Genomic DNA, 19,831 nt, shown 5'->3' with positions numbered 1-19,831 from the left:
ACTAAACATGAAAAAAGGGTGGGTGGGGGCCATTGCCGTGCTGTTGAGCGCGGGCGTATGGGCAAAAACCCCGTGGCAAGCGATCGCACATCCGGTGCCGGGAACGGCGCAGGCCATTGGTGCGTTCTCTAACGGTTGTATTGTCGGTGCGCAGCCGTTGCCGTTGGAATCCGTGAATTATCAGGTGATGCGTGTCGATCAACGTCGTTATTTCGGTCACCCGGATTTGCTGGCGTTTATCGCGCGACTGAGTGCCAATGTGAAAAAGCAGACGGGCGGTATTGTGCTGGTGGGCGATATGGGCATGCCGGCAGGCGGTCGATTCAGCAGCGGCCATGCCAGTCACCAGTCTGGTCTGGATGCGGATATTTGGTTACAGATGCCGCTGCAACGCTGGACGGCACAGCAACTTCTGAAACCGCAACCTATCGATTTGGTTGCCGCCAACGGTCGTCAGGTTAACCCACGTTTGTGGCAACCGCAGGTGACGGCACTCATCAAACTGGCCGCACAGGATCATGAGGTCACTCGCATCTTTGTCAACCCGGCCATCAAGAAACAGCTGTGTCAGGAAGCGGGACAGGATCGTGACTGGCTGCGCAAAGTGCGTTCCTGGTTTGCGCTCCGGGCGCATATGCACGTGCGGTTACGCTGCCCGGCAGACAGTCTGGAGTGTCAGGATCAGGAGGCACCACCCGCGGGTGATGGGTGCGGCGCCGAGTTGAGCAGTTGGTTTACGCCACGCCAGCCGAGCCCTGAAGCGCCAGTGAAAACGCCACCCCCGCTACCGGCTTCGTGCCAGGCATTACTCGATAAACATCTGTTGGTGAACTAAGTCATGGAATGGTTTTTGGTCAGCCCCGAAATGCTCGGGGTGTTGTTTGCTTTTGCGGCACTTGCCGGTTTTATCGATTCAATCGCGGGGGGAGGCGGATTACTCAGTATTCCTATTCTGCTCTCGGCGGGACTAAGCCCGGCGCAGGCGCTGGCAACCAATAAACTGCAAGCGGTCGGTGGCTCTTTTTCTGCCAGTCTCTATTTTGTCCGTCAGCGCGCCGTGAAGTTAAATGAACAGAAGCTGCCGATCGCATTGACCTTTGTCGGCTCAACGTTTGGCGCTTGGTTGATTCAGCAGATTCACGCAGATTTTTTGCGCCAGATCCTGCCTGTTCTGGTGATCGGTATCGGGCTCTATTTCCTGCTAATGCCAAAAATTGGTGAAGAAGATCGCCAGAAACGCTTATCGGGCCTGCCTTTTGCCTTTTTGGCCGGCGGGTGTATTGGGTTCTATGACGGTTTCTTTGGCCCCGGTGCAGGTTCTTTCTACGCGCTGGCGTTTGTCACGCTCAGCGGTTTCAGCCTGCCCAAAGCCACGGCGCATGCCAAGGTTCTTAATTTTACGTCCAATTTTGGTGGGTTGCTGTTCTTTATCCTCGGCGGTCAGGTGGTCTGGGGCGTTGGTCTGGTGATGCTGGTGGGGCAGGTGCTGGGTGCCCGTCTCGGGGCACGCATGGTGCTCAATAAGGGGCAAACGCTGATCCGCCCGATGCTGGTGATTGTGTCTGCCTGTATGAGCGTGAAGCTGATTTACGATAACCACGGCAGCGATATTGCCCAATGGATAGGACACCTTTGGTCATGACCACCTCTAACGTAAGCACGACGCATGATTACCGCGATCTCATCACCCTGTTCGGACAATGCTTTGAACAGGACTATAACACCCGGCTGGTGAAAGGGGATGATGAGCCTATCTATCTGCCCGCGGATGAACAGTTTTCCTATCATCGCATTGTGTTCGCGCATGGGTTTTATGCCAGCGCGTTTCATGAGATTTCGCACTGGTGCATTGCCGGTGAGGCGCGACGCAAGCTGGTGGATTTTGGCTATTGGTACTGTCCGGATGGCCGCGATGCGGCAACACAGGGGCAGTTCGAGCAGGTAGAAATCAAGCCACAGGCGTTTGATTGGCTGTTTTGCGTGGCATCGGGCTTTCCCTTCAATGTCAGTTGCGACAATCTGGAAGGGGATATCGAGCCGGATCGCATCGCGTTTCAGCGCACCGTACATGCGCAAGTGATGGCCTATCTCGAGCAAGGTATTCCGGCGCGGCCATTGCGCTTTATTCGCGCATTACAATCGTTTTACAATACGCCGCCGTTGACGGCGGCGCAGTTTCCGTATCACGCCGAACTCAACTGATGCGGATAAACGTTAATAGTGAGGATGTTAGATGATCGCAGAATGTGAAGCGCGTATTCTTGCGCTGATTGATGATATGCTAGAGCATGCCAGCGATGATGAACTTTTTGCCGGTGGCTACCTGCGCGGTCATTTGACGCTGGCGGTGGCAGAAGCCGAAGAACAGGGTGACACTACGGTTCAGGCGCTCTATCAGCGTGTTTGCGACAGTGTACAGCAAGCGATTAAAAACGGTGAGCTGTCGCCGCCGGATCAGATATTAGTTAATGGTATGTGGGACGATTTATTTCAACGCGCCTCACAGATCAATTGATATATAATCCGTCCTGATTTGTTAAATGAGAACACGTATTATTTAACGCATTATAATTATTCCCGTGAAAGCGGGAATGATTCATTAAAACAACCAGTTGAATGCCACTCTGTCTGGATCGGTAAATAAAATTATCAGCTCCGCACTCATCTTTACACGACTCTGATTAAATTATACACGCACGATAAACTTCTCTGCATAATATCCGGAATAATAGCCATCAACGAGAGAGATGCTACAGCAGCAAGGAATAAATAAGCTGCCTGACCTGCTAATCTGACAGGTTATATTCTGCAAGGAATCAGAGTTAATGATGCGTTATCTCGTTATCTATTTACCCCCGAGTTGAGGGGGAATACATTAACTTTGATGACAGAGATTAAATAAAATGATGCTGAATAAATATGCTGTAGCGTTTGGTTTTGTTGCTTCACTGGTTGCCGTTCCGAGCATGGCGCTGGCTTCTGGCAATACCATTTCTTTCGAGGGGGAAGTCGCGGACGAAACCTGTGAGGTTTCGGTTAATGGTAATGACGCATCACCCGTCGTATTACTGCCGACAGTCAGTGCCAGCCAACTGAATGCTGCGGGCCAAACCGCTGGGCAAACCACCTTTGATATCGGTGTCAGCGGCTGCACGGGTGATGCGGATGGCATGACAGTGTCTACCGTATTTGTCGGCAATCAGGTAACCAGCGCAGGCAACCTGGGCAATATCGGCACGGCAAAAAATGTCGAACTGCAAATTCTGGACACCAAAGGGACGGAGATCAACTTCACCAACGGGTTTACCGGTGACGGTGATTTAGCTCTCGGCCCGAATGAAACCAGCGCCAGCTATACCGCACAGTATCTGGCAACCGGTAGCGCGGGTCCAGGGTCGGTGACTTCAACGCTGCAATACGCCATTTCCTACCAGTAATCTTGTCGGGCCTGTTTTTACAGGCCCGTTTGCCATTCCCGCTTCGCCCCCTGTTACGTAACTACCCGAAATTCATGTGGATAACCCGGCAATTTTCTATTGCTGAATTATAATTACGACGATCGCTAAATTCTGTCCCGCTTAATCTCGCTTTAGGGGCTGTATATGACTGCACGCAACGTCGTATTGCCAGGTATTGGGGCTGCTCTGCTGGTGTTATTGGTGATGGCGAGTTTCTCCGCATGGGCCAGTGTCACCATGACGGGAACACGAATTATTTATCGCAGCGATGCGCGCTCGGTAGATGTTCAACTCGCGAACCGCGGTAACGTGCCCTATATCGTTCAAACCTGGTTTGATGAAGGGGATATGAACGACGGTCCGGAGAGCAAACGTAATATCCCCTTCGTGGTTTCTCCCGCGTCTTTCCGTATTGCCCCGAATGCCGGACAGGTTGCCCGTATTTCCTATACCCGCTCGCGCGCTTTGCCAGAAGATCGTGAGTCCATTTTCTATTTCAATTTCCAGCAAATCCCACCGTCCAATGTGGGGGGCGATGCTGCCGCTGGCCAAAATAAAATGCTGGTGGTGCTGCGCAACCGCGTCAAATTATTTTTCCGCCCCTCCCAACTGGGAAATCCTCCCACCAATGTTCTCTCAACGGTGAAAGTGACGGCCACCCGTGAGGGGCAACGCAGCGGCGTTGTCGTGTCCAATACCCTGCCGTTCTATCTCAATGTAAGCAAGATAGTGCTAAATGCCTCGGGCACAGCCATTCCGGCGACAGCGGATATGGTCGCGCCCTTAAGTCAGCGCACGTTCTGGTTTACTCGCGCTGTGCCGTCAGGACGTAATACCGTCACGGTAACGATCATCAGCGATCAGGGAGCCAGACTCAGTGCCGACTTCCCGTTATGAACGGCGTGCGAGTCCATTAACCCCGGTTCCCCTCTGGCTGGCAGCAGCAGTGAGCGGGGTGACATCATCGGCGCACGCTGACGACTATTACTTCGACCCGGCATTATTGCAGGGGGCGGCCTATGGTCAGGATTTGGCACGCTTTAATCAGCACGATGCGCTGATTGACGCCGGTGAGCACGTGCTGGATGTGTTCGTTAACGATCAGATGATCGCCGCCAGTGAGACGGTGATGTTTATTGCTACCGCTGGACAGGGTGTGAAGGCCTGCCTTTCTCCGGCCTTACTGGAAAAAACAGCGATACGCGTGACCCGCAACGCAGCGCGGCAACCGGCAGAATGTGTGTTACTGAGTGATACCGGCCAAAGCGTGGCTGAAGAGGTGGATCTCACCGCCTTGCGCCTTAACCTGGTGGTGGCCCAGCAGGCCTTATTGCGCACCCCGCGCGGTTATATTCCGGTTTCTGAGTGGGACAGTGGTGTTCCGGCGCTGTCCTTACGTCATAACACCAACTACTACCGTACGGAAAATCGTGACAATAACTATCGCTATGGTTATTTGTGGAGTGCGTTGAATGCCGGTTCGAATATCGGTTTGTGGCAGGTTCGCCATCAGGGAAACCTGCGCTATTACGACAGTAATGCCAGTGGCAGCCAATATAAATACAACGCGGTGCGCACCTGGGTGGACAGGCCCATCCCCGCCATGGAAAGCATGCTGACAGTGGGCGACAGCTACACCAGCAATAGCCTGTTCGGCAGTTTGTCATTCAATGGGGTCAAGCTTGCCAGTGACCAGCGTATGTGGCCGCAAGGGCGCAGAGGGTTTGCGCCTGAAGTGCGCGGCGTGGCGGGCGCATCGGCACGCGTGGTGGTGCGGCAACTGGGGCAGATTATTTATGAAACCAGCGTTCCGCCCGGTGCGTTTGTGATCCGCGATTTGTATAACACACAGGATCGCGGGGACTTGCAGGTCGAGGTGATCGAGGCCAACGGACGGGTATCAACCTTTACCGTCCCCTACGCCTCCGTGCCCGACTCAGTGCGTCCCGGTAACTGGCAGTACGAAGTGGCGATGGGACGCGTGCGCCATTTTAATAGCATCGATAACCAGTTTGTCGAAGGCGTAGTTCAGCACGGCCTCAATAATGTGTTAACGCTCAATGGCGGAATACGCGTTGCGGATGACTATGTTGCGGGGCTGTTTGGCACGGTGATCGCCACGCCTATCGGCGCCTTCGGGACGAACGCGACCTGGTCGCACGCGGATGTGAATGGCCACACGGAATCGGGATGGCGCAGCGAGCTTAGCTACGGGCGCACTTTTACCAGCGGCACCAGTGTAGTACTGGCTGCCTGGCACTATTCCACCACCGGTTTTCGCGATCTGCAAGATGTGCTCGGTCAGCGCCGCCAATATCGTAATGATGGGAATTACTGGTCAGACAGTCTGAACCAAAAAAACCGGTTCTCCGCCACGGTGAGCCAGGCGATGGGCGCGTGGGGCATGCTGAACATGTCGGCCAGCACCAGCAGCTACTACGGTGAGTCATCACGCGTTACTCAACTGCAACTCGGCTACAATAATTCCTGGCGAAACATCAGCTATAACCTGAGTGTGGCGCGCCAGCGCACCGTATGGGAGCGCGGACGTAATTTCGTCAGCGTCAGCGTCAGTGATGGCGACTATGACAATACCGGTCAGCAGCGCTATACCGAAACCCTTGTCGCGCTCGGTTTCTCTGTGCCCTTTGATGTTGGGAGCACCCGCTCGACGGTCTCATTGGACATGAATCGCACTGGTGCATCACGTTCAGGCACGTTGAGTGTGGCGGGGTCTTCAGGCGACGACAGGCAGTTCACCTGGTCTGCCTACACCGGGGTAGAGAATTATCAGCAGGGCGGTAACGCCATGACATTTGGCGGCAGCGCACAGCAAACGACGTCCCTGGGGGCGTTGCGCGCATCGGTGGCGCAAGGCGACAACTATCGCCAGTTTGGCGTCGGGGCTGCCAGTACGCTGGTGTTGCATCAGGGCGGGGTGACGCTTGGGCCTTATGCCAGCGATACCTTCGCATTGATCCGCGCGCCGGGTGCCCAAGGCGCCATGGTACGCAATGGTCAGGGGGCTATGGTCGATCGCTTTGGTTACGCCATCCTGCCGTCGCTGGCGCCGTACCGTTATAACACCATTACGCTGGATGCCAGCACCATGAACGATGAAACTGAACTGCAAGGTGGCAGCCAGCGCGTGGTTCCTTACGCGGGGGCCGTGGCGCAGGTCAGTTTTTCCACCTTGCAAGGCAGGGCGGTGCTGATCGCTACGCAGCTTGAGGACGGGAGCTTTCCCCCAATGGGTGCCGATGTGGTAACAGCGGCGGGCAACAGCGTTGGCATGGTCGGGCAGGGGGGCAAATCTATGCCCGTCTCGCCGAAGAACGCGACACCTTACAGGTAGTATGGGGCCCGCAGGTTGGGGAGCAATGTGTGGTCAGCTACCGTTTACCGTCACGCGGCAGTGACGCTTTCACCCATCTTAATCTGCCCTGTCAGCCTCGGAGGTCGCCATGACATCGCGTATCATACTCTGGCTGGCGGTGCTGTTGTTCGGGTGTCAAACGGCCTACAGCGCCTGCGTTCGGGTCACCAGTGCCACCACCTTATCGCAGGCCGCGCGCAATGCGGGCTATACCGCGACCGCCTGGAATGGCGCATGTGATACCTGCAACGGCAGAAACATTGGTATGCCCGGCGTGATAAGCCTGAGCAGCGGCACCTTTCAGCCGCCGGGTACTTTACTGGCGAGCAGTTCAATCAGCTTTCTGAGTCAGGGCGCGCAGACGGCGTTTACTGCTAATCAGATCTTGTTTCGCTGTGCGGTCGCTGATGCCAGCAGCCTGTTCGAGATGTATGCCACCAATGGCGATAGCGGCTATGCCGGAATGTATGCAGCCAGTGAGATTGACGGCGCTTACTACAGCTATGTGCGCAATGTTGCGGTCCGGCTCACCCATTTAAAGAGCGGGGCCTACTTTTCCCGCTATTGGCAGGGGCGGCAACTGACGCCGTCCGATTGGTTTTCCGATGGCACTTATATCTATATTCCGGCCAGCGCCTTCAGCGATATTTTGATGGAAGTGTTCCGTATCGACAGCACCACGTGGTATGGCAACGCCTATAATCGCTACACCTACCTCTACAGCCAGCCTCACGGCTATACCGCGTTCAAAGGTCCAGGGCTTAGCGCGAATGTGACGGAGGGCGCTGATTCGGCCACCAAATACGAAGGATGGCCCTATGACTGGCCTGGCACCTGGAGCCTGTACGCGACGGGGGTAACCTTTGTACGCGGTGCCTCTTGTCGCGTGGATGATTTTCCGAATGTCGTGATGCTGCCGTTGATCACCGCCAATCAGCTGCGTCAGGGCGGCACCAGCCGTGCGGGGTTCTCCGTCACCATACAGTGTGAATCCGGGGCATTGTCCAGCACCAATGTGTCAACGCTCACTGCGGCGAATGTCTCAATGGGTTTTTTGGTAAACAAGCCCGCTGCCGTGGCGGCAGCGCAGTCTTTAGGGTTGGTCACCAGCGGTGGCGGTTTAACCTGGTTGCTGGATAATCAGTACGGCACTGGGGCAGGCGAGGCCTCTGGCGTCGGTATCCGTATTTTCAACAGCCGGGGGCAAGCCATTAATCTGCTGCCGGATTTGACCTCTTACGGCACCGGCAACCCGCGTGGGTGGTATGCCTTTAAAGAATTGACCACCAAGGTCTCCACCGGTAGCACAGAGATTTATGCCGGCGATTTTACCGCATCGCTGGAAGCGATTAATCAACAACCGATCACGCCGGGGACAGTCAATGCACAATTGCAGATCATGGTCAGTTTCCAGTAACGTGCAGAAAGCCATCAGTGGGATGCTGTGTGTGCTGGGGTTGATGAGCGCACTGCCCGCATTCGCGGTGGTCAATATTGAAGGCACGCGCGTGATTCTGCATAACGGCGAGATATCCACATCGCTCATGCTGTCCAATTCAGAAAAACAGCCCACGCTGGTACAGGTTTGGAGTGATGAGGGCGATCCACTGATCCCACCCGAGCGTGCGACAACGCCGCTGATTGCCGTGCCACCGGTATTCAGCATGAAGCCCGGCGAGGAACGTTCTTTGCGTTTGCTGCTTACCTCGCGTCAGGGGTTTGCTCATGACAAGGAATCGCTGCTGTGGCTTAACGTCTATCAAATTCCACCGAATACCGCGGAGATGACGCGCCACACGCAAAGCGTCGTGTTGCCGCTGCGTTTGCGCCTGAAAGTGTTTATTCGGCCAGCCGGATTGGGTGACCCCACTGAGTCTGATGGTGAGCAACTGCGTTTTCGTTTGCTGCAAGCGGGGGACGGGCAACAGTTGCAGGTCGCCAATCCCACGCCCTGGCATATGACGCTGACCGACATCAGCTATGCTGAGCAGCGTCTGGGCAGCATGATGGTAGCTCCGGCGTCCAGCGTAAACCTACCGGTAAATCGTGCGAACGTCGGACAGACGCTCAGCTATCAGCTCATTAACGATACCGGCACCCACTGGCGCTATACCGCGACACTCTCGCCTTGATAGCCACGGATTACACCGCGCGGCCTTTCAGCAACTTTCTCACCCAAAAACGATTCGGGTTCAATGCGGCGAGCGTTGGCGCATCGAGCGGTAACGGTTCGCCGTACAGTTGCCCGGCCAGGATTTCGGCAGCCAACGGGGCAGAGCACAATCCGCGCGAACCCAGCGCGCCGATGACGAACAGGTTCGTATGAACCGGTGCCACGGCTACACGCTCTGGCGTGTGCTGCTGCACATCAAGTGATGCGTAGTGATGTAGCGTCTGTGCGTGATCCGGCGCCGCGCCGAGCAACGGCAGATGATCGCGCGTAGCGCAGCGCACGCCCTGACGTGCTGCGTTGCCACTGACATCGATGTCATTTACCCACGTGGCATCGGGCAAGCAGGCCGCGAGGCGCTGGTGGTTTTGCTGCTGCTCGTCTGCACTAAACGTGGTGGTCATCACGCCTCGCTGGTAGCTGGCACCGATGCAGTGCTGCTGATGGCGAGGGCTGACGGGAGTCAGATAGCCATCGTAACAAAGCACGCGTTGCAAGCCTTGTAGCACCGGCGTGGTCGGGATATGGCTCACCTGACCGCGCACCGCATAGCAGGGGAGATGTTGCGTTTGCGCCCAGTCGTTGAGCTGGTGTCCATTCGCCAGGATCACCACGGGATGGGTTTTTTGCTGCCCGTTTACCAACCCCAGTTGCCAGCCTGCTGTGACGTTTTCCAGCGCGCAGACGCGAGTAGCAAAATGCACCACCAACCCGAGCGATTGCGCGTATTTCAACGCATGGGTTGTCAACTCAGCCGGACACAGCCAACCGCCCTCGGCATAGCTCACACCTGAAAAACCGATCGCTACTCCAGACGTTGTGTCCATCTCATCAGCGCTGAGCGGCGTAACCAGCTCTGTTGGCCAGTGGCCGTGCAAGATTTGCGTGATTTTGCGCGCGCTTTTTTCATCGTAGGCAATCTGATTCACGCCGCACCAGTCGTGCTCAAAGGCGATACCGGCTTGCAGCAGTGAATCGTACTGACGGCGGGAAAAACCAAACGCAGTGGCGAAAAAGCGGGAAAGCGCGTCATGTTTGTCGTTGAGTAACGGGTAGAGTGCGCCCTGACGGTTGCCGGATGCGCCTAACGCCGGTGCCTCATCTTCACAATAGAGCGTCACCTGTGCGCCGCGTCGCAGCAGCGCCAGTGCGGTCAGCACGCTGGCAATGCCGCCGCCAATAATAGCGATATCTTCTGTCGTGCTCGCGGCCGGGCGTGAATACCAGGGGGTTACCGCTGGGGCTGGGATGACGTTCGGCAATACCCCGCGCAGCATTTCGCGCTTTTGTCCGTAGCCCTTGATTTTTTCCACGTCAAAATGGGCCTGTTGTAAGCCCCTGCGCACAAAGCCTGCGGCGGTGAAAGTCGCAAAAGTGCCTTGCGCCCGGCACAGGCGTGCCATGGCGTGAAACAGGTTCTCGGTCCACATGTCTGGGTTTTTGGACGGGGCAAAGCCATCGAGAAACCAGGCGTCAACCTGATGCGTCAGAGAATCGTCCAGCGTTTGCAGCAAGTCGTTGATATCGCCAAACCACAGGTCGAGGGTGATGGCACCGTCAGCCAGGATCAGGCGATGACAACCCGGTAGCGCCGACGGCCATGCCTGTCGCAGTGCTTCGGCGTAAGGGGCGAGTGTCGGCCAGTGGGCGTGCGCCTGTTCCAGATCGGCCACGCGCAACGGGAATTTTTCAAAGCTGATAAAGTGCAGGCGACGCAGCGCGGCCTGCGGATGCTGCGCGCGAAAATGGGCAAACGCTTCCCACAGCGTCAAAAAGTTCAGGCCAGTGCCAAAACCGGTTTCCGCAATGATGCACAGTGGGCGTGAATGCTCAACAAAGCGCGTCGGGAAGTGATTACCCTGCAAGAAGACGTAGCGGGTCTCTTCCAACCCATCCTGATTTGAGAAGTAAACGTCATCAAACTGTTGCGAAACAGGTGTACCCTGTTCGTTCCAGGAGAGTGTACCGTGCTTAATAGCATGGTCTTTCACGATAATTGACTCATTTTTAAAGCGATAGCGTGATTTTACTCAGCAGGTGCCCAAGGCGCAAATTTTGTAAAAGGTTGGGTGATCGGACTTGTTCAGCTTACATCTGTACGCTAAAGTGCGTGACGAAATCCCAAAATACATTTATGCGGAAAGAGGTATTGAATGAAACGTGCAGTGATTACTGGCCTGGGGATCGTCTCAAGCATTGGTAATAACCAGCAGGAAGTCCTGGCATCGTTGCGGGAAGGTCGCTCGGGTATTACGTTCTCACAAGAGCTGAAAGATTCCGGTATGCGTAGTCACGTCTGGGGCAATGTGAAGCTGGATACCACCGGCCTCATTGAACGTAAGGTCGTGCGTTTCATGAGCGATGCCTCTGTCTATGCTTTTCTGTCGATGGAACAAGCCATCGATGATGCCAAGCTGGCTCCTGAGGTTTACCAGAATAACCCGCGCGTCGGTTTGATTGCTGGTTCCGGCGGCTCTGCGCGTTCTCAAGTGTTTGGTGCGGATGCCATGCGCAGCCCACGTGGCCTGAAAGCGGTTGGTCCGTATGTGGTGACCAAAGCGATGGGCTCTGCGGTGTCTGCCTGTCTTGCAACGCCCTTTAAAATCCAGGGTGTGAACTACTCCATCAGCTCCGCCTGCGCCACCTCTGCGCACTGTATCGGTAATGCGGTAGAGCAGATCCAACTGGGTAAACAAGACATCGTCTTTGCTGGCGGCGGTGAAGAGTTATGCTGGGAACTGGCCTGTGAATTTGATGCCATGGGCGCACTGTCTACCAAATATAACGAAACGCCAGAAAAAGCGTCCCGCACCTATGATGCCGATCGCGACGGTTTTGTTATCGCCGGTGGTGGCGGTATGGTGGTTGTGGAAGAACTGGAACACGCGCTGGCGCGTGGTGCACATATTTACGCCGAAGTGGTGGGCTACGGTGCCACCTCTGACGGTGCCGACATGGTTGCCCCGTCCGGTGAAGGTGCGGTGCGCTGCATGAAGCTTGCGATGCAGGATGTGGACACCCCTATCGATTATATCAACACCCACGGTACGTCTACGCCGGTGGGTGACGTAAAAGAGCTGTGGGCGATTCGTCAGGTGTTTGGCGACGCGGTGCCGCCGATTTCGGCCACCAAGGCGATGACCGGACACTCCCTCGGTGCCGCGGGTGTGCAGGAAGCGATCTACTCTCTGCTGATGCTGGAGCATGATTTTATTGCGCCGAGCATTAACGTAGATACGCTGGATGAGTTGGCGCAGGACATGAACATCGTGACACAACCGACGGAGCGTAAGCTGACCACGGTAATGTCCAACGGTTTTGGTTTCGGTGGCACCAATGCGACGTTGGTGATGCGTAAGTTAGCGTAATCATAATCGCTATACCCTAAATAATTCGAGTTGCAGGAAGGCGGCAAGTGAGTGAATCCTGATGAGCTTACACAGGTAAGTGATTCAGGTGAACGAATGCAGCCAACGCACCTGCAGCTTGAAGTATGACGGGTATCGTTTGTTTTGCTGAACCGGGGCCTGGTGCCCCGGTTTTTTTGTCTGTTAAAACAGCACCCACAGCAAAAATATCACCACGCAAACGCTGACAATGGGCCAAAACAGCGGTTTGTTGAACACGGACTGGAGGACAGGCGGCAAGGCGGCAACCAGCGGATTGGCAATGGGTTGCGGATGCGGGAACAGGCTCTGTATTGTCAACTCGCCGTCGGCAGCGCGCTGCATGCGATGGGCGAACAAAAAGGTTATCAGTTCGTTGAGTTGCGGTTGGGTAAGCGGTGTCTGTACCCCGGCATTGAAACGATTTTGGCTATAGTCTAGCAACAACTGGCGCTCATTGGCTTCCAACGCGGGTTGAAACAGCGAGTGCAAGGTTGACTGGGTCGCGGTCATTGGGGGCTGCGTCGTATTGCCCGCCGCGGTTGCCGGCGTTGCGGTGGCCGTCGCAGGTGCATCGCTGCGTCCATTCCCGGTCGTCAGCAGATGGTGTAGGTCAGTTTGTGTTTGCAAATACTGCATCAGGAGCGGCAAATGGCGGGCCGGGATCGGCGTGCCTGGCGGCTGGTGCTGCATTGCCGTCAATGACGTCCAGATTTTTTCCGTCGGCTCGCCCAGCAGCGCGGATAACCGCACCACCATCTGATTCAGGCTGTTCTGTTCGACGCTGGATAGCGGACGTTGCAGTAGGGCCGTGGTTGCGGCATTGGTCGCAACATTGGTGAGTGCATTTTGCACCAGCGTTGTGGCAAGCGCGGGGGCTCTGCCGGAAGCGGCATTGAGCGGTGTCGCATCGGGCGGTGTTTGCAACATAGTCAGCACCCGTTGTAACTGGGGCTGCGTGAGCGCTTTGAGTTCGGTATGACCAAATTCCTGACGTAAAAACTGAGTGACGCGCTGGCTGTTGTTTCCCTGCGGCAGCAGCTCGGTCAGGCGTTGCAACAACGGATGGCGGGCGCTGCTTTGCTGTGTTTGCGCCTGCACCAGTTGGTTCTGCAATGACTGTTCGGCGGCGGTAAAATGCTGACCGAGCAGCGTCTGGTTTGGCGCCAGACCGATGTCCTGACGCAGTGTGGTCCAGATGGCATTGTTACTCAGCGACGTCAGTGCCTGTAGCTTGACCACCAGCGTGTCCAGCGTGGCGCGTTGGGTAAAGCTAAGTGGGGAGTTCGCCGCCGCCGTATTGGAAGAGGAAGATGCAATGGCCGACGTCGGCGACGAGGGGGGACGATCTCCCGGCGTCGGGGTTCCCGGACTGCTGACAGGCTGCATGATGGACTCCTCGCTGCGTGAAAGGCACCCTGCATTCCCCGGGAGCCCTGAATAGGCAACGGAAATCATAGCAAGGTGTCTGGTGCGAGAATAGTCAGATCATACGGGAAAATGCGTTCTTATTTGCGGTTTGCTTCCACGTCATGCGTTTGGATGGGGGACGTATGGCTATCCGGCGTGCGCACAGCGTTGTGCTGAGTGTGCGGAGTGCGTATACGCTGCGCCATGACAACCCCGAGTAATACCATTATCCCGCCCACAATGTGGTAACCGTGCAGCGTTTCATGCAGCAATGTCACGGCGATCAGAGCGGTAAACACCGGCGTCAGATTAATGAAGATACTGGCGTTATTGGCTCCGATTCGCATCACGCCGACGATCCACATCCACGGTGCGAGGATCGAGGCAAAAATACCGGCGAACAGTACCAGCGGTAGGTTTTGCGCGTTCAGGGCAATGCTTTCTGCCAACAATAAGTTCGGCAGCAACAGCACAACGCCAAAGGCAATTTGCACGTAGAGCGACACCCAGGTGGGCAGCGCAATGGACCAGCGTTTGGTTAATACGCCGTACAAGGCATAGGCTACTGCGGCAATAAACATCATCACCTCGCCGCGTCCGATACCCTGCGCCAGAATCAGTGCCGGATGCCCACCGCTGATAAGCCAACTGATGCCGAAAAAAGAGAGCAGACTGCCGCACAGTAAGCTCAAGGTGGGTATCACGCCGAGCAGTGGAATGCTGATCAATACCGTGAGCAAGGGGATCAAGGAGACCAGAATACCCATCATCAGCGCGCTGATGCTGTGTGCAGCATAGTAGGCCATGCTTTGGTAGAGCACCATGCCGAGAAACCCCAGAAACAGCAATTTTCCCCAGTGTAGCCTGATGGTGCCTGCGTGGCGCCGTAACTGAGGCAATATAAAGGGCGTCAGCACCAGCAGAGCCAACAGCCAGCGGTAGAATGACATAGCCGCCGGATCGATGGCACCAACGGAAAGTTTATTAACGATCACGTTAAATGACCAAAACAGAACGGCGATAAGGGGAAATAACGCTTGCATGATAATAATTCTCATTAACCTGGTGGGTCAGTTTACGACAGGCGGATTTGTTCTATATAGTGAAAAACAGACATCCTGAACGGCAAGACAGACAACATGACACGACAACGATCTTACTACCGTCCTGAAGGCATACCGCCGCACGGGGTGTTTTTGCGTACTGAAGCGGTCAGCGCGGATACAGAATACCTGCCTCATTGTCATGAGTGGGGGCAATTGCTGTATGTGGTTTCTGGCGTTGTGGTGCTGCGTCTTGCACAGGAGCGTTTTTGGGCACCGACCCATTTTGCCATCTGGTTGCCGCAGGGGGTTGAGCACGCTTGCTACAATCAACGTCAGGCTACCATTCGCACCATCAATTTCGATACGCGCTGGTATGCAGAACTTCCCGAAACGCCGTGTCTGCTCGAAGTCGGCCCGCTGTTTAAGGCGATTCAGGATGATTTGTTCGCGCGCGATGTGCTGATCCCTCAAGATAAACCCGACCTGCGTTTGTGCCGTGTGCTGTGCGATCAAATGACGCTGGCACCGCGCCAACGCAATTATTTGCCGGGAACCGACGATCGCCTATTGGCGCCGGTGTTGCATGCACTTGAGCAGTGTCCGGCGGATAACCGTACGCTGGCGCAATGGGCAACAGAGGTCTATAGCACGGAACGCACGCTGTCTCGGCGCTGTCAGGCATTGCTCGGTATGTCATTCAGCGAGTGGCGCCAGCGGCTACGTTATCTGCAAGCGCTGGCATTGTTGCGTCAGGGCATGAGCGTGCAGTCCGTGGCGCTGGAAGTTGGCTACAGCGCGTCATCAGCGTTTATCGCGATGTTTCGCCAGCAAAGTGGCTCCACACCGGAAGGGTATCGAACCAGACCTTAATCGATGGGGATAGCGTTGGGATTCTTTATCATTCGGTGGCAAAATAGTGCCCCTGTTTTTCTTGCTAGCGTTGCCTGACCGGGGTCGTACATGAAAATTGTGGTTGATGAGAATATGCCTTATGCGCGCGAGCTGTTCAGCCGCGTGGGTGACGTGGTGGCTGTGCCGGGAAGGCCGTTGCCCGTTGAGGCGCTGTCACAGGCACACGCTCTTATGGTGCGCTCCGTGACGCCGGTTAATGCCGCCCTGTTAGCGGATTCGGGCGTGACCTTCGTCGGCAGCGCCACGGCGGGTACCGATCATGTGGATGAAACCTGGTTGCGCGAGCAGGGTATCGGATTTTCCGCTGCGCCGGGCTGCAATGCCATCGCGGTGGTGGAATACGTTTTTTCTGCGCTGCTTATGCTGGCGGAGCGAGATGGCTTTTCGTTGCGCGACAAAACCGTCGGTATTGTCGGTGTGGGCAACGTCGGGCGGCGTTTACAGGCGCGTCTTGACGCCTGGGGCGTGAAGACACTGCTGTGCGATCCTCCGCGCGCGCGCAAGGGGGATGTTGGTCCCTTTTTGCCGCTGGATGCGCTACTGCGTGACGCGGATATTGTCACGCTGCATACGCCCTTGACCAAGGGGGGCCTCGATAACACCCTGCACCTGATTGATGAGGCGGTGCTTGCCGCCTTGCCCGCTGGCCGTATTTTGATCAACGCCTGTCGCGGACCGGTCGTCGATAACGCAGCGCTGCTGCGGGCGTTACAGCGAGGCAAGGATCTGCGCGTGGTGCTGGACGTGTGGGAGTCGGAACCGGGACTTTCGCTGGATTTGCTGGCGTACGCTGACGTGGGAACGGCGCATATTGCCGGTTATACGTTGGAAGGCAAGGCGCGCGGTACCACGCAAGTGTTTGAGGCGTTGTGTCAGTTCATCGGGCAGCCTCAGCAAGTGCCGCTGTCATCGCTGTTGCCTGCCCCGGATATCACGGATGTTCACGTAACGGCCCCTCTCGATCAAGCGTTGCTTAAGCGTCTGGTGCATCTGGTGTATGATGTACGCCGTGACGATGCGCTGTTGCGCCAGTCTGCTGCTCAAGCTGGCGGGTTTGATCGTCTGCGTAAACACTATCAGGAGCGCCGCGAATGGTCTTCGCTGCGTGTCACTTGTTCTGATGAGGCCAGTGTGGCCTGTCTGAATGCATTAGGTTTCACTGCCGTCTTACCGTAATTCGGTGAGAGGGTGTCATGAAATACGTCGTTTTTAGCGTAGGGTCTTCGGGCGGGATATACCGCCCGAGCAAGAGGTATTGACGAATGGGAGAACACCACATGTCTGACGGCTGGAATATTGCGCTATTGGGCGCAACGGGTGCGGTGGGAACGGCGCTGCTGGAGTTGTTGCAAGAGCGCGAGTTTCCCGTAGGCACGCTCTATCCGCTCGCCAGCGAACGCAGCGTGGGGGAATCCGTGAGGATCAACGGCAAATCCTGGCAGGTTGAGGATGCGGCTGATTTTGATTGGTCTCAGGCTCAGTTGGCCTTCTTTGTCGCCGGTAGCGACGCGAGCGCACGTTACGCGGAAGAGGCGGGTAACGCAGGCTGTCTGGGGATTGACAGCAGCGATCTGTTCGCGCTGGAGCCAGATGTCCCGTTGGTGGTACCGGGGGTCAACACCCATGTGCTGGCCGATTACCGTAATCGCAATATTGTGGCGGTGGCAGACAGTCTGGTGAGCCAACTGCTGCTGGCTATCAAACCGCTGATCGATCAAGCCGGGCTGTCGCGTCTTCACGTCACCAATCTGCTCTCTGTGTCGGCGCTGGGCAAAGCGGCGGTAGACGATTTGGCCGGGCAGAGCGCCCGTTTGTTGAACGGCATCCCACCGGAACCGGGTTTGTTTGCCAAACAGCTGGCGTTCAACATGCTGCCGTTGCTGGCCGATGCGCAAGGTAGCGTGACGCAAGAGCGCCGATTGGTGGATCAGGTGCGTAAGGTGTTACAGGACGAAGGGCTGCCAATTTCTGTTAACTGCGTACAGGCTCCGGTGTTTTACGGCCATGCGCAGGTCGTACATCTTGAGGCACTACGACCGCTGTCTGCGGAGGAGGCCCGGGATGAGCTCGCACGCGCAGAAGATGTTCAACTCAGCGATGAAGACGATTACCCGACGCAGGTGGAAGATGCGTCTGACAACGTTCAGCTCAAGATTGGCTGTCTGCGCAATGATTATGGCATTCCCGAGCTGCTGCAATTCTGGTCGGTGGCGGATAACGTACGCTTTGGCGGCGCATTGATGGCGGTGGAAACGGCAGAACGGCTGGTGCAGGAGTATCTGGGGTAATGTCAGACAGTAATTTGTCGCAGCAGCCTGCGGGTATCAAGGTGGCACTGGGCATTGAGTATGACGGCAGCCGCTATTATGGCTGGCAGCGTCAGGCTGAAGTAGAGAGCGTGCAAGGGCATCTGGAACTGGCGCTGAGTAAAGTAGCCGATGAGCCGATTACCGTGTTTTGCGCCGGCAGAACTGATGCTGGCGTGCACGCTACCGGGCAAGTGGTGCACTTCATCACCCAGGCTCAGCGCAAAGATGCTGCCTGGAGCATGGGCGTCAATGCCCATTTACCACCGGATATCGCCGTGCGTTGGGTGAAGACTGTCGATGACGATTTTCATGCGCGTTTCAGCGCCACGGCGCGTCGCTATCGCTACATTATTTTTAATCATCGCCTGCGTCCGGCGGTACTGGCGCGGGGCGTAACGCAGTTCCACTTCCCGCTGGATGCGGCGAGCATGGAACGCGCCGGGCAAAGCCTGCTGGGTGAGAATGACTTCACGTCGTTTCGCGCCGTGCAATGCCAGTCGCGCACGCCGTGGCGCAATGTAAATCATTTAAAGGTTACGCGTCATGGCGCTTACATCGTGGTAGATATTAAAGCCAATGCGTTTGTCCATCATATGGTGCGCAATATCGTCGGCAGCCTGATGGAAGTGGGATGCGGTAATCAGCCTGAATCTTGGATAGCCGAACTGCTGGCGGCCAAAGATCGCTCGTTGTCGGCCGCCACGGCGCGCGCAGACGGTCTTTATCTGGTGGCGGTAGATTATCCGGCGCGTTTCGCACTGCCCGTGGCGCCAATGGGCCCGCTGTTTCTGGAAGATTGACCTGTGGTGGGCGGTTGTACCGTGCCACGCTAAACACGAGAGGATTGTCACGGCATTGCGCCGTGAAACATGCACATGATGGAACTTGTCGCGTTTGTACGCTTTATCATCGATTTTATTCTGCATATTGACGTTCACCTCGCGGAACTGGTTGCGCAATACGGTGTCTGGATTTATGCCATTCTGTTTTTGATCCTGTTTTGCGAAACCGGTCTGGTGGTGACGCCGTTTCTGCCGGGGGATTCCTTGTTATTTGTTGCCGGAGCGCTGGCGGCGCTGCCCACCAATGATCTCCATGTGCACACCATGGTGGTGCTGATGATTATGGCGGCCATACTGGGAGATGCGGTCAATTACACCATCGGGCGGTTGTTCGGGGAAAAGCTGTTCAGTAACCCCCATTCGAAAATTTTTCGCCGCAGCTATCTGGATAAAACGCATCAGTTTTATGCTCGCCACGGCGGTAAAACGATTATTCTGGCGCGCTTCGTACCGATTGTGAGAACATTCGCGCCGTTTGTCGCTGGTATGGGACATATGCGCTACCGCCACTTTGCTCTCTATAATGTGGTAGGCGCATTGCTGTGGGTATTGCTGTTTACCTACGCAGGTTACCTGTTCGGCGACCTGCCGATTGTGCAAGAAAACTTGAAGTTATTGATTGTCGCTATTATTTTCATCTCTATCTTGCCGGGGATCATTGAAATCTGGCGGCATAGACGAGCGGCGGCTCGGGCGAATAGCCCATCGCGTTCGCAAGAATAAACGTGGTAATCGCTCCGGTTTGACCAGTTTTCTATCCACAGTCCCGGAGTGTTATGGTTTAATGAGCGGCATTTATGGTCTGTCCCCGATGACGACCTGCGTTACCAGCGCCTTGCAATCCGGGTGTAAACACCGATTGGGGCTGCGGTATGCGAGCGTAGTGACGGGGCAGAGCGGACTGGCCACGGCCAGGTTCAAG

General features: G+C 56.0%; 17 protein-coding genes and 1 pseudogene. 15 read left to right on the top strand and 3 right to left on the bottom strand.

What is annotated here, in order from left to right; genetic code table 11:
• The first annotated feature begins 7 nt into the window (after positions 1-7).
• The 9 genes and pseudogenes from mepA (at position 8) to K6K13_RS14195 (ending at position 8,966) form a co-directional block, all read left to right on the top strand.
• Complete coding sequence (gene mepA, locus K6K13_RS14235) at positions 8-835, top strand: penicillin-insensitive murein endopeptidase (RefSeq protein ID WP_222157597.1); 828 nt, start codon at positions 8-10, stop codon at positions 833-835.
• Positions 836-838: 3 nt separating this feature from the next.
• Positions 839-1,642, top strand: coding sequence for a sulfite exporter TauE/SafE family protein (locus K6K13_RS14230; RefSeq protein ID WP_222157596.1), 804 nt, complete (start codon positions 839-841; stop codon positions 1,640-1,642).
• Positions 1,639-2,202 carry an elongation factor P hydroxylase gene (locus K6K13_RS14225; protein ID WP_222157595.1) on the top strand — a complete coding sequence of 188 codons (564 nt, stop codon included), beginning with the start codon at positions 1,639-1,641 and terminating at the stop codon, positions 2,200-2,202. Before K6K13_RS14230 ends, K6K13_RS14225 begins: the two co-directional genes overlap by 4 nt.
• A gap of 31 nt (positions 2,203-2,233) precedes the next feature.
• Positions 2,234-2,515, top strand: a complete 282-nt coding sequence (locus K6K13_RS14220; protein WP_222157594.1) for a YfcL family protein — start codon at positions 2,234-2,236, stop codon at positions 2,513-2,515.
• Positions 2,516-2,903: 388 nt separating this feature from the next.
• Positions 2,904-3,437 carry a fimbrial protein gene (locus K6K13_RS14215; protein ID WP_434064578.1) on the top strand — a complete coding sequence of 178 codons (534 nt, stop codon included), beginning with the start codon at positions 2,904-2,906 and terminating at the stop codon, positions 3,435-3,437.
• A gap of 165 nt (positions 3,438-3,602) precedes the next feature.
• On the top strand, positions 3,603-4,355 hold the full coding sequence (locus K6K13_RS14210; RefSeq protein ID WP_222157593.1) for a fimbria/pilus periplasmic chaperone: 753 nt from the start codon (positions 3,603-3,605) through the stop codon (positions 4,353-4,355).
• Positions 4,336-6,926: pseudogene (locus K6K13_RS14205) on the top strand (fimbrial outer membrane usher protein). Before K6K13_RS14210 ends, K6K13_RS14205 begins: the two are co-directional and overlap by 20 nt.
• Entirely contained in the window at positions 6,923-8,251 is a 1,329-nt protein-coding gene (stbD, locus tag K6K13_RS14200) for a fimbrial usher protein StbD (RefSeq protein ID WP_222157592.1), read from the top strand. The pseudogene K6K13_RS14205 and the gene stbD overlap by 4 nt, the downstream one beginning before the upstream one ends.
• Positions 8,217-8,966: a fimbria/pilus periplasmic chaperone gene (locus K6K13_RS14195; protein WP_252120293.1), complete on the top strand. Its 750-nt coding sequence runs from the start codon at positions 8,217-8,219 to the stop codon at positions 8,964-8,966. The genes stbD and K6K13_RS14195 overlap by 35 nt, the downstream gene beginning before the upstream one ends.
• 10 nt (positions 8,967-8,976) lie before the next feature.
• On the opposite strand, the gene mnmC is transcribed toward K6K13_RS14195, so the two are convergent.
• Complete coding sequence (gene mnmC, locus K6K13_RS14190; protein WP_222157591.1) at positions 8,977-10,995, bottom strand: bifunctional tRNA (5-methylaminomethyl-2-thiouridine)(34)-methyltransferase MnmC2/FAD-dependent 5-carboxymethylaminomethyl-2-thiouridine(34) oxidoreductase MnmC1; 2,019 nt, start codon at positions 10,993-10,995, stop codon at positions 8,977-8,979.
• A gap of 162 nt (positions 10,996-11,157) precedes the next feature.
• Here mnmC and fabB point away from each other — a divergent pair, with 162 nt between their 5' ends.
• Positions 11,158-12,372, top strand: coding sequence for a beta-ketoacyl-ACP synthase I (gene fabB / locus K6K13_RS14185; RefSeq protein WP_222157590.1), 1,215 nt, complete (start codon positions 11,158-11,160; stop codon positions 12,370-12,372).
• A 183-nt stretch (positions 12,373-12,555) separates the two neighbouring features.
• On the opposite strand, the gene K6K13_RS14180 is transcribed toward fabB, so the two are convergent.
• Positions 12,556-13,779 (bottom strand): flagella biosynthesis regulator Flk, encoded by a 1,224-nt coding sequence (locus tag K6K13_RS14180; RefSeq protein ID WP_222157589.1) that lies wholly within the window; start codon positions 13,777-13,779, stop codon positions 12,556-12,558.
• Between the two features lie 119 nt (positions 13,780-13,898).
• A complete protein-coding gene (locus K6K13_RS14175) occupies positions 13,899-14,843 on the bottom strand; it encodes a DMT family transporter (RefSeq protein WP_222157588.1) in 945 nt (314 codons plus the stop codon).
• A gap of 96 nt (positions 14,844-14,939) precedes the next feature.
• Here K6K13_RS14175 and K6K13_RS14170 point away from each other — a divergent pair, with 96 nt between their 5' ends.
• The 5 genes from K6K13_RS14170 to K6K13_RS14150 all read left to right on the top strand — a co-directional run bounded on the left by K6K13_RS14170 (position 14,940) and on the right by K6K13_RS14150 (position 19,632).
• A complete protein-coding gene (locus K6K13_RS14170) occupies positions 14,940-15,716 on the top strand; it encodes an AraC family transcriptional regulator (protein WP_222157587.1) in 777 nt (258 codons plus the stop codon).
• Between the two features lie 90 nt (positions 15,717-15,806).
• Positions 15,807-16,934: a 4-phosphoerythronate dehydrogenase PdxB gene (pdxB, locus tag K6K13_RS14165; protein ID WP_222157586.1), complete on the top strand. Its 1,128-nt coding sequence runs from the start codon at positions 15,807-15,809 to the stop codon at positions 16,932-16,934.
• A gap of 101 nt (positions 16,935-17,035) precedes the next feature.
• Positions 17,036-18,046, top strand: coding sequence for an aspartate-semialdehyde dehydrogenase (locus K6K13_RS14160; protein WP_222157585.1), 1,011 nt, complete (start codon positions 17,036-17,038; stop codon positions 18,044-18,046).
• The gene (gene truA, locus K6K13_RS14155; protein WP_222157584.1) at positions 18,046-18,867 is read left to right on the top strand and encodes a tRNA pseudouridine(38-40) synthase TruA; all 822 of its coding nucleotides are present in this window, start codon (positions 18,046-18,048) and stop codon (positions 18,865-18,867) included. The genes K6K13_RS14160 and truA overlap by 1 nt, the downstream gene beginning before the upstream one ends.
• Before the next feature lie 78 nt (positions 18,868-18,945).
• Entirely contained in the window at positions 18,946-19,632 is a 687-nt protein-coding gene (locus K6K13_RS14150; RefSeq protein WP_222161101.1) for a DedA family protein, read from the top strand.
• Positions 19,633-19,831: the final 199 nt, after the last annotated feature.

The sequence above is a fragment of the Symbiopectobacterium purcellii genome, assembly GCF_019797845.1.
Taxonomy (GTDB): domain Bacteria; phylum Pseudomonadota; class Gammaproteobacteria; order Enterobacterales; family Enterobacteriaceae; genus Symbiopectobacterium; species Symbiopectobacterium purcellii.
This window is presented reverse-complemented; position numbering and strand designations above follow the sequence as displayed.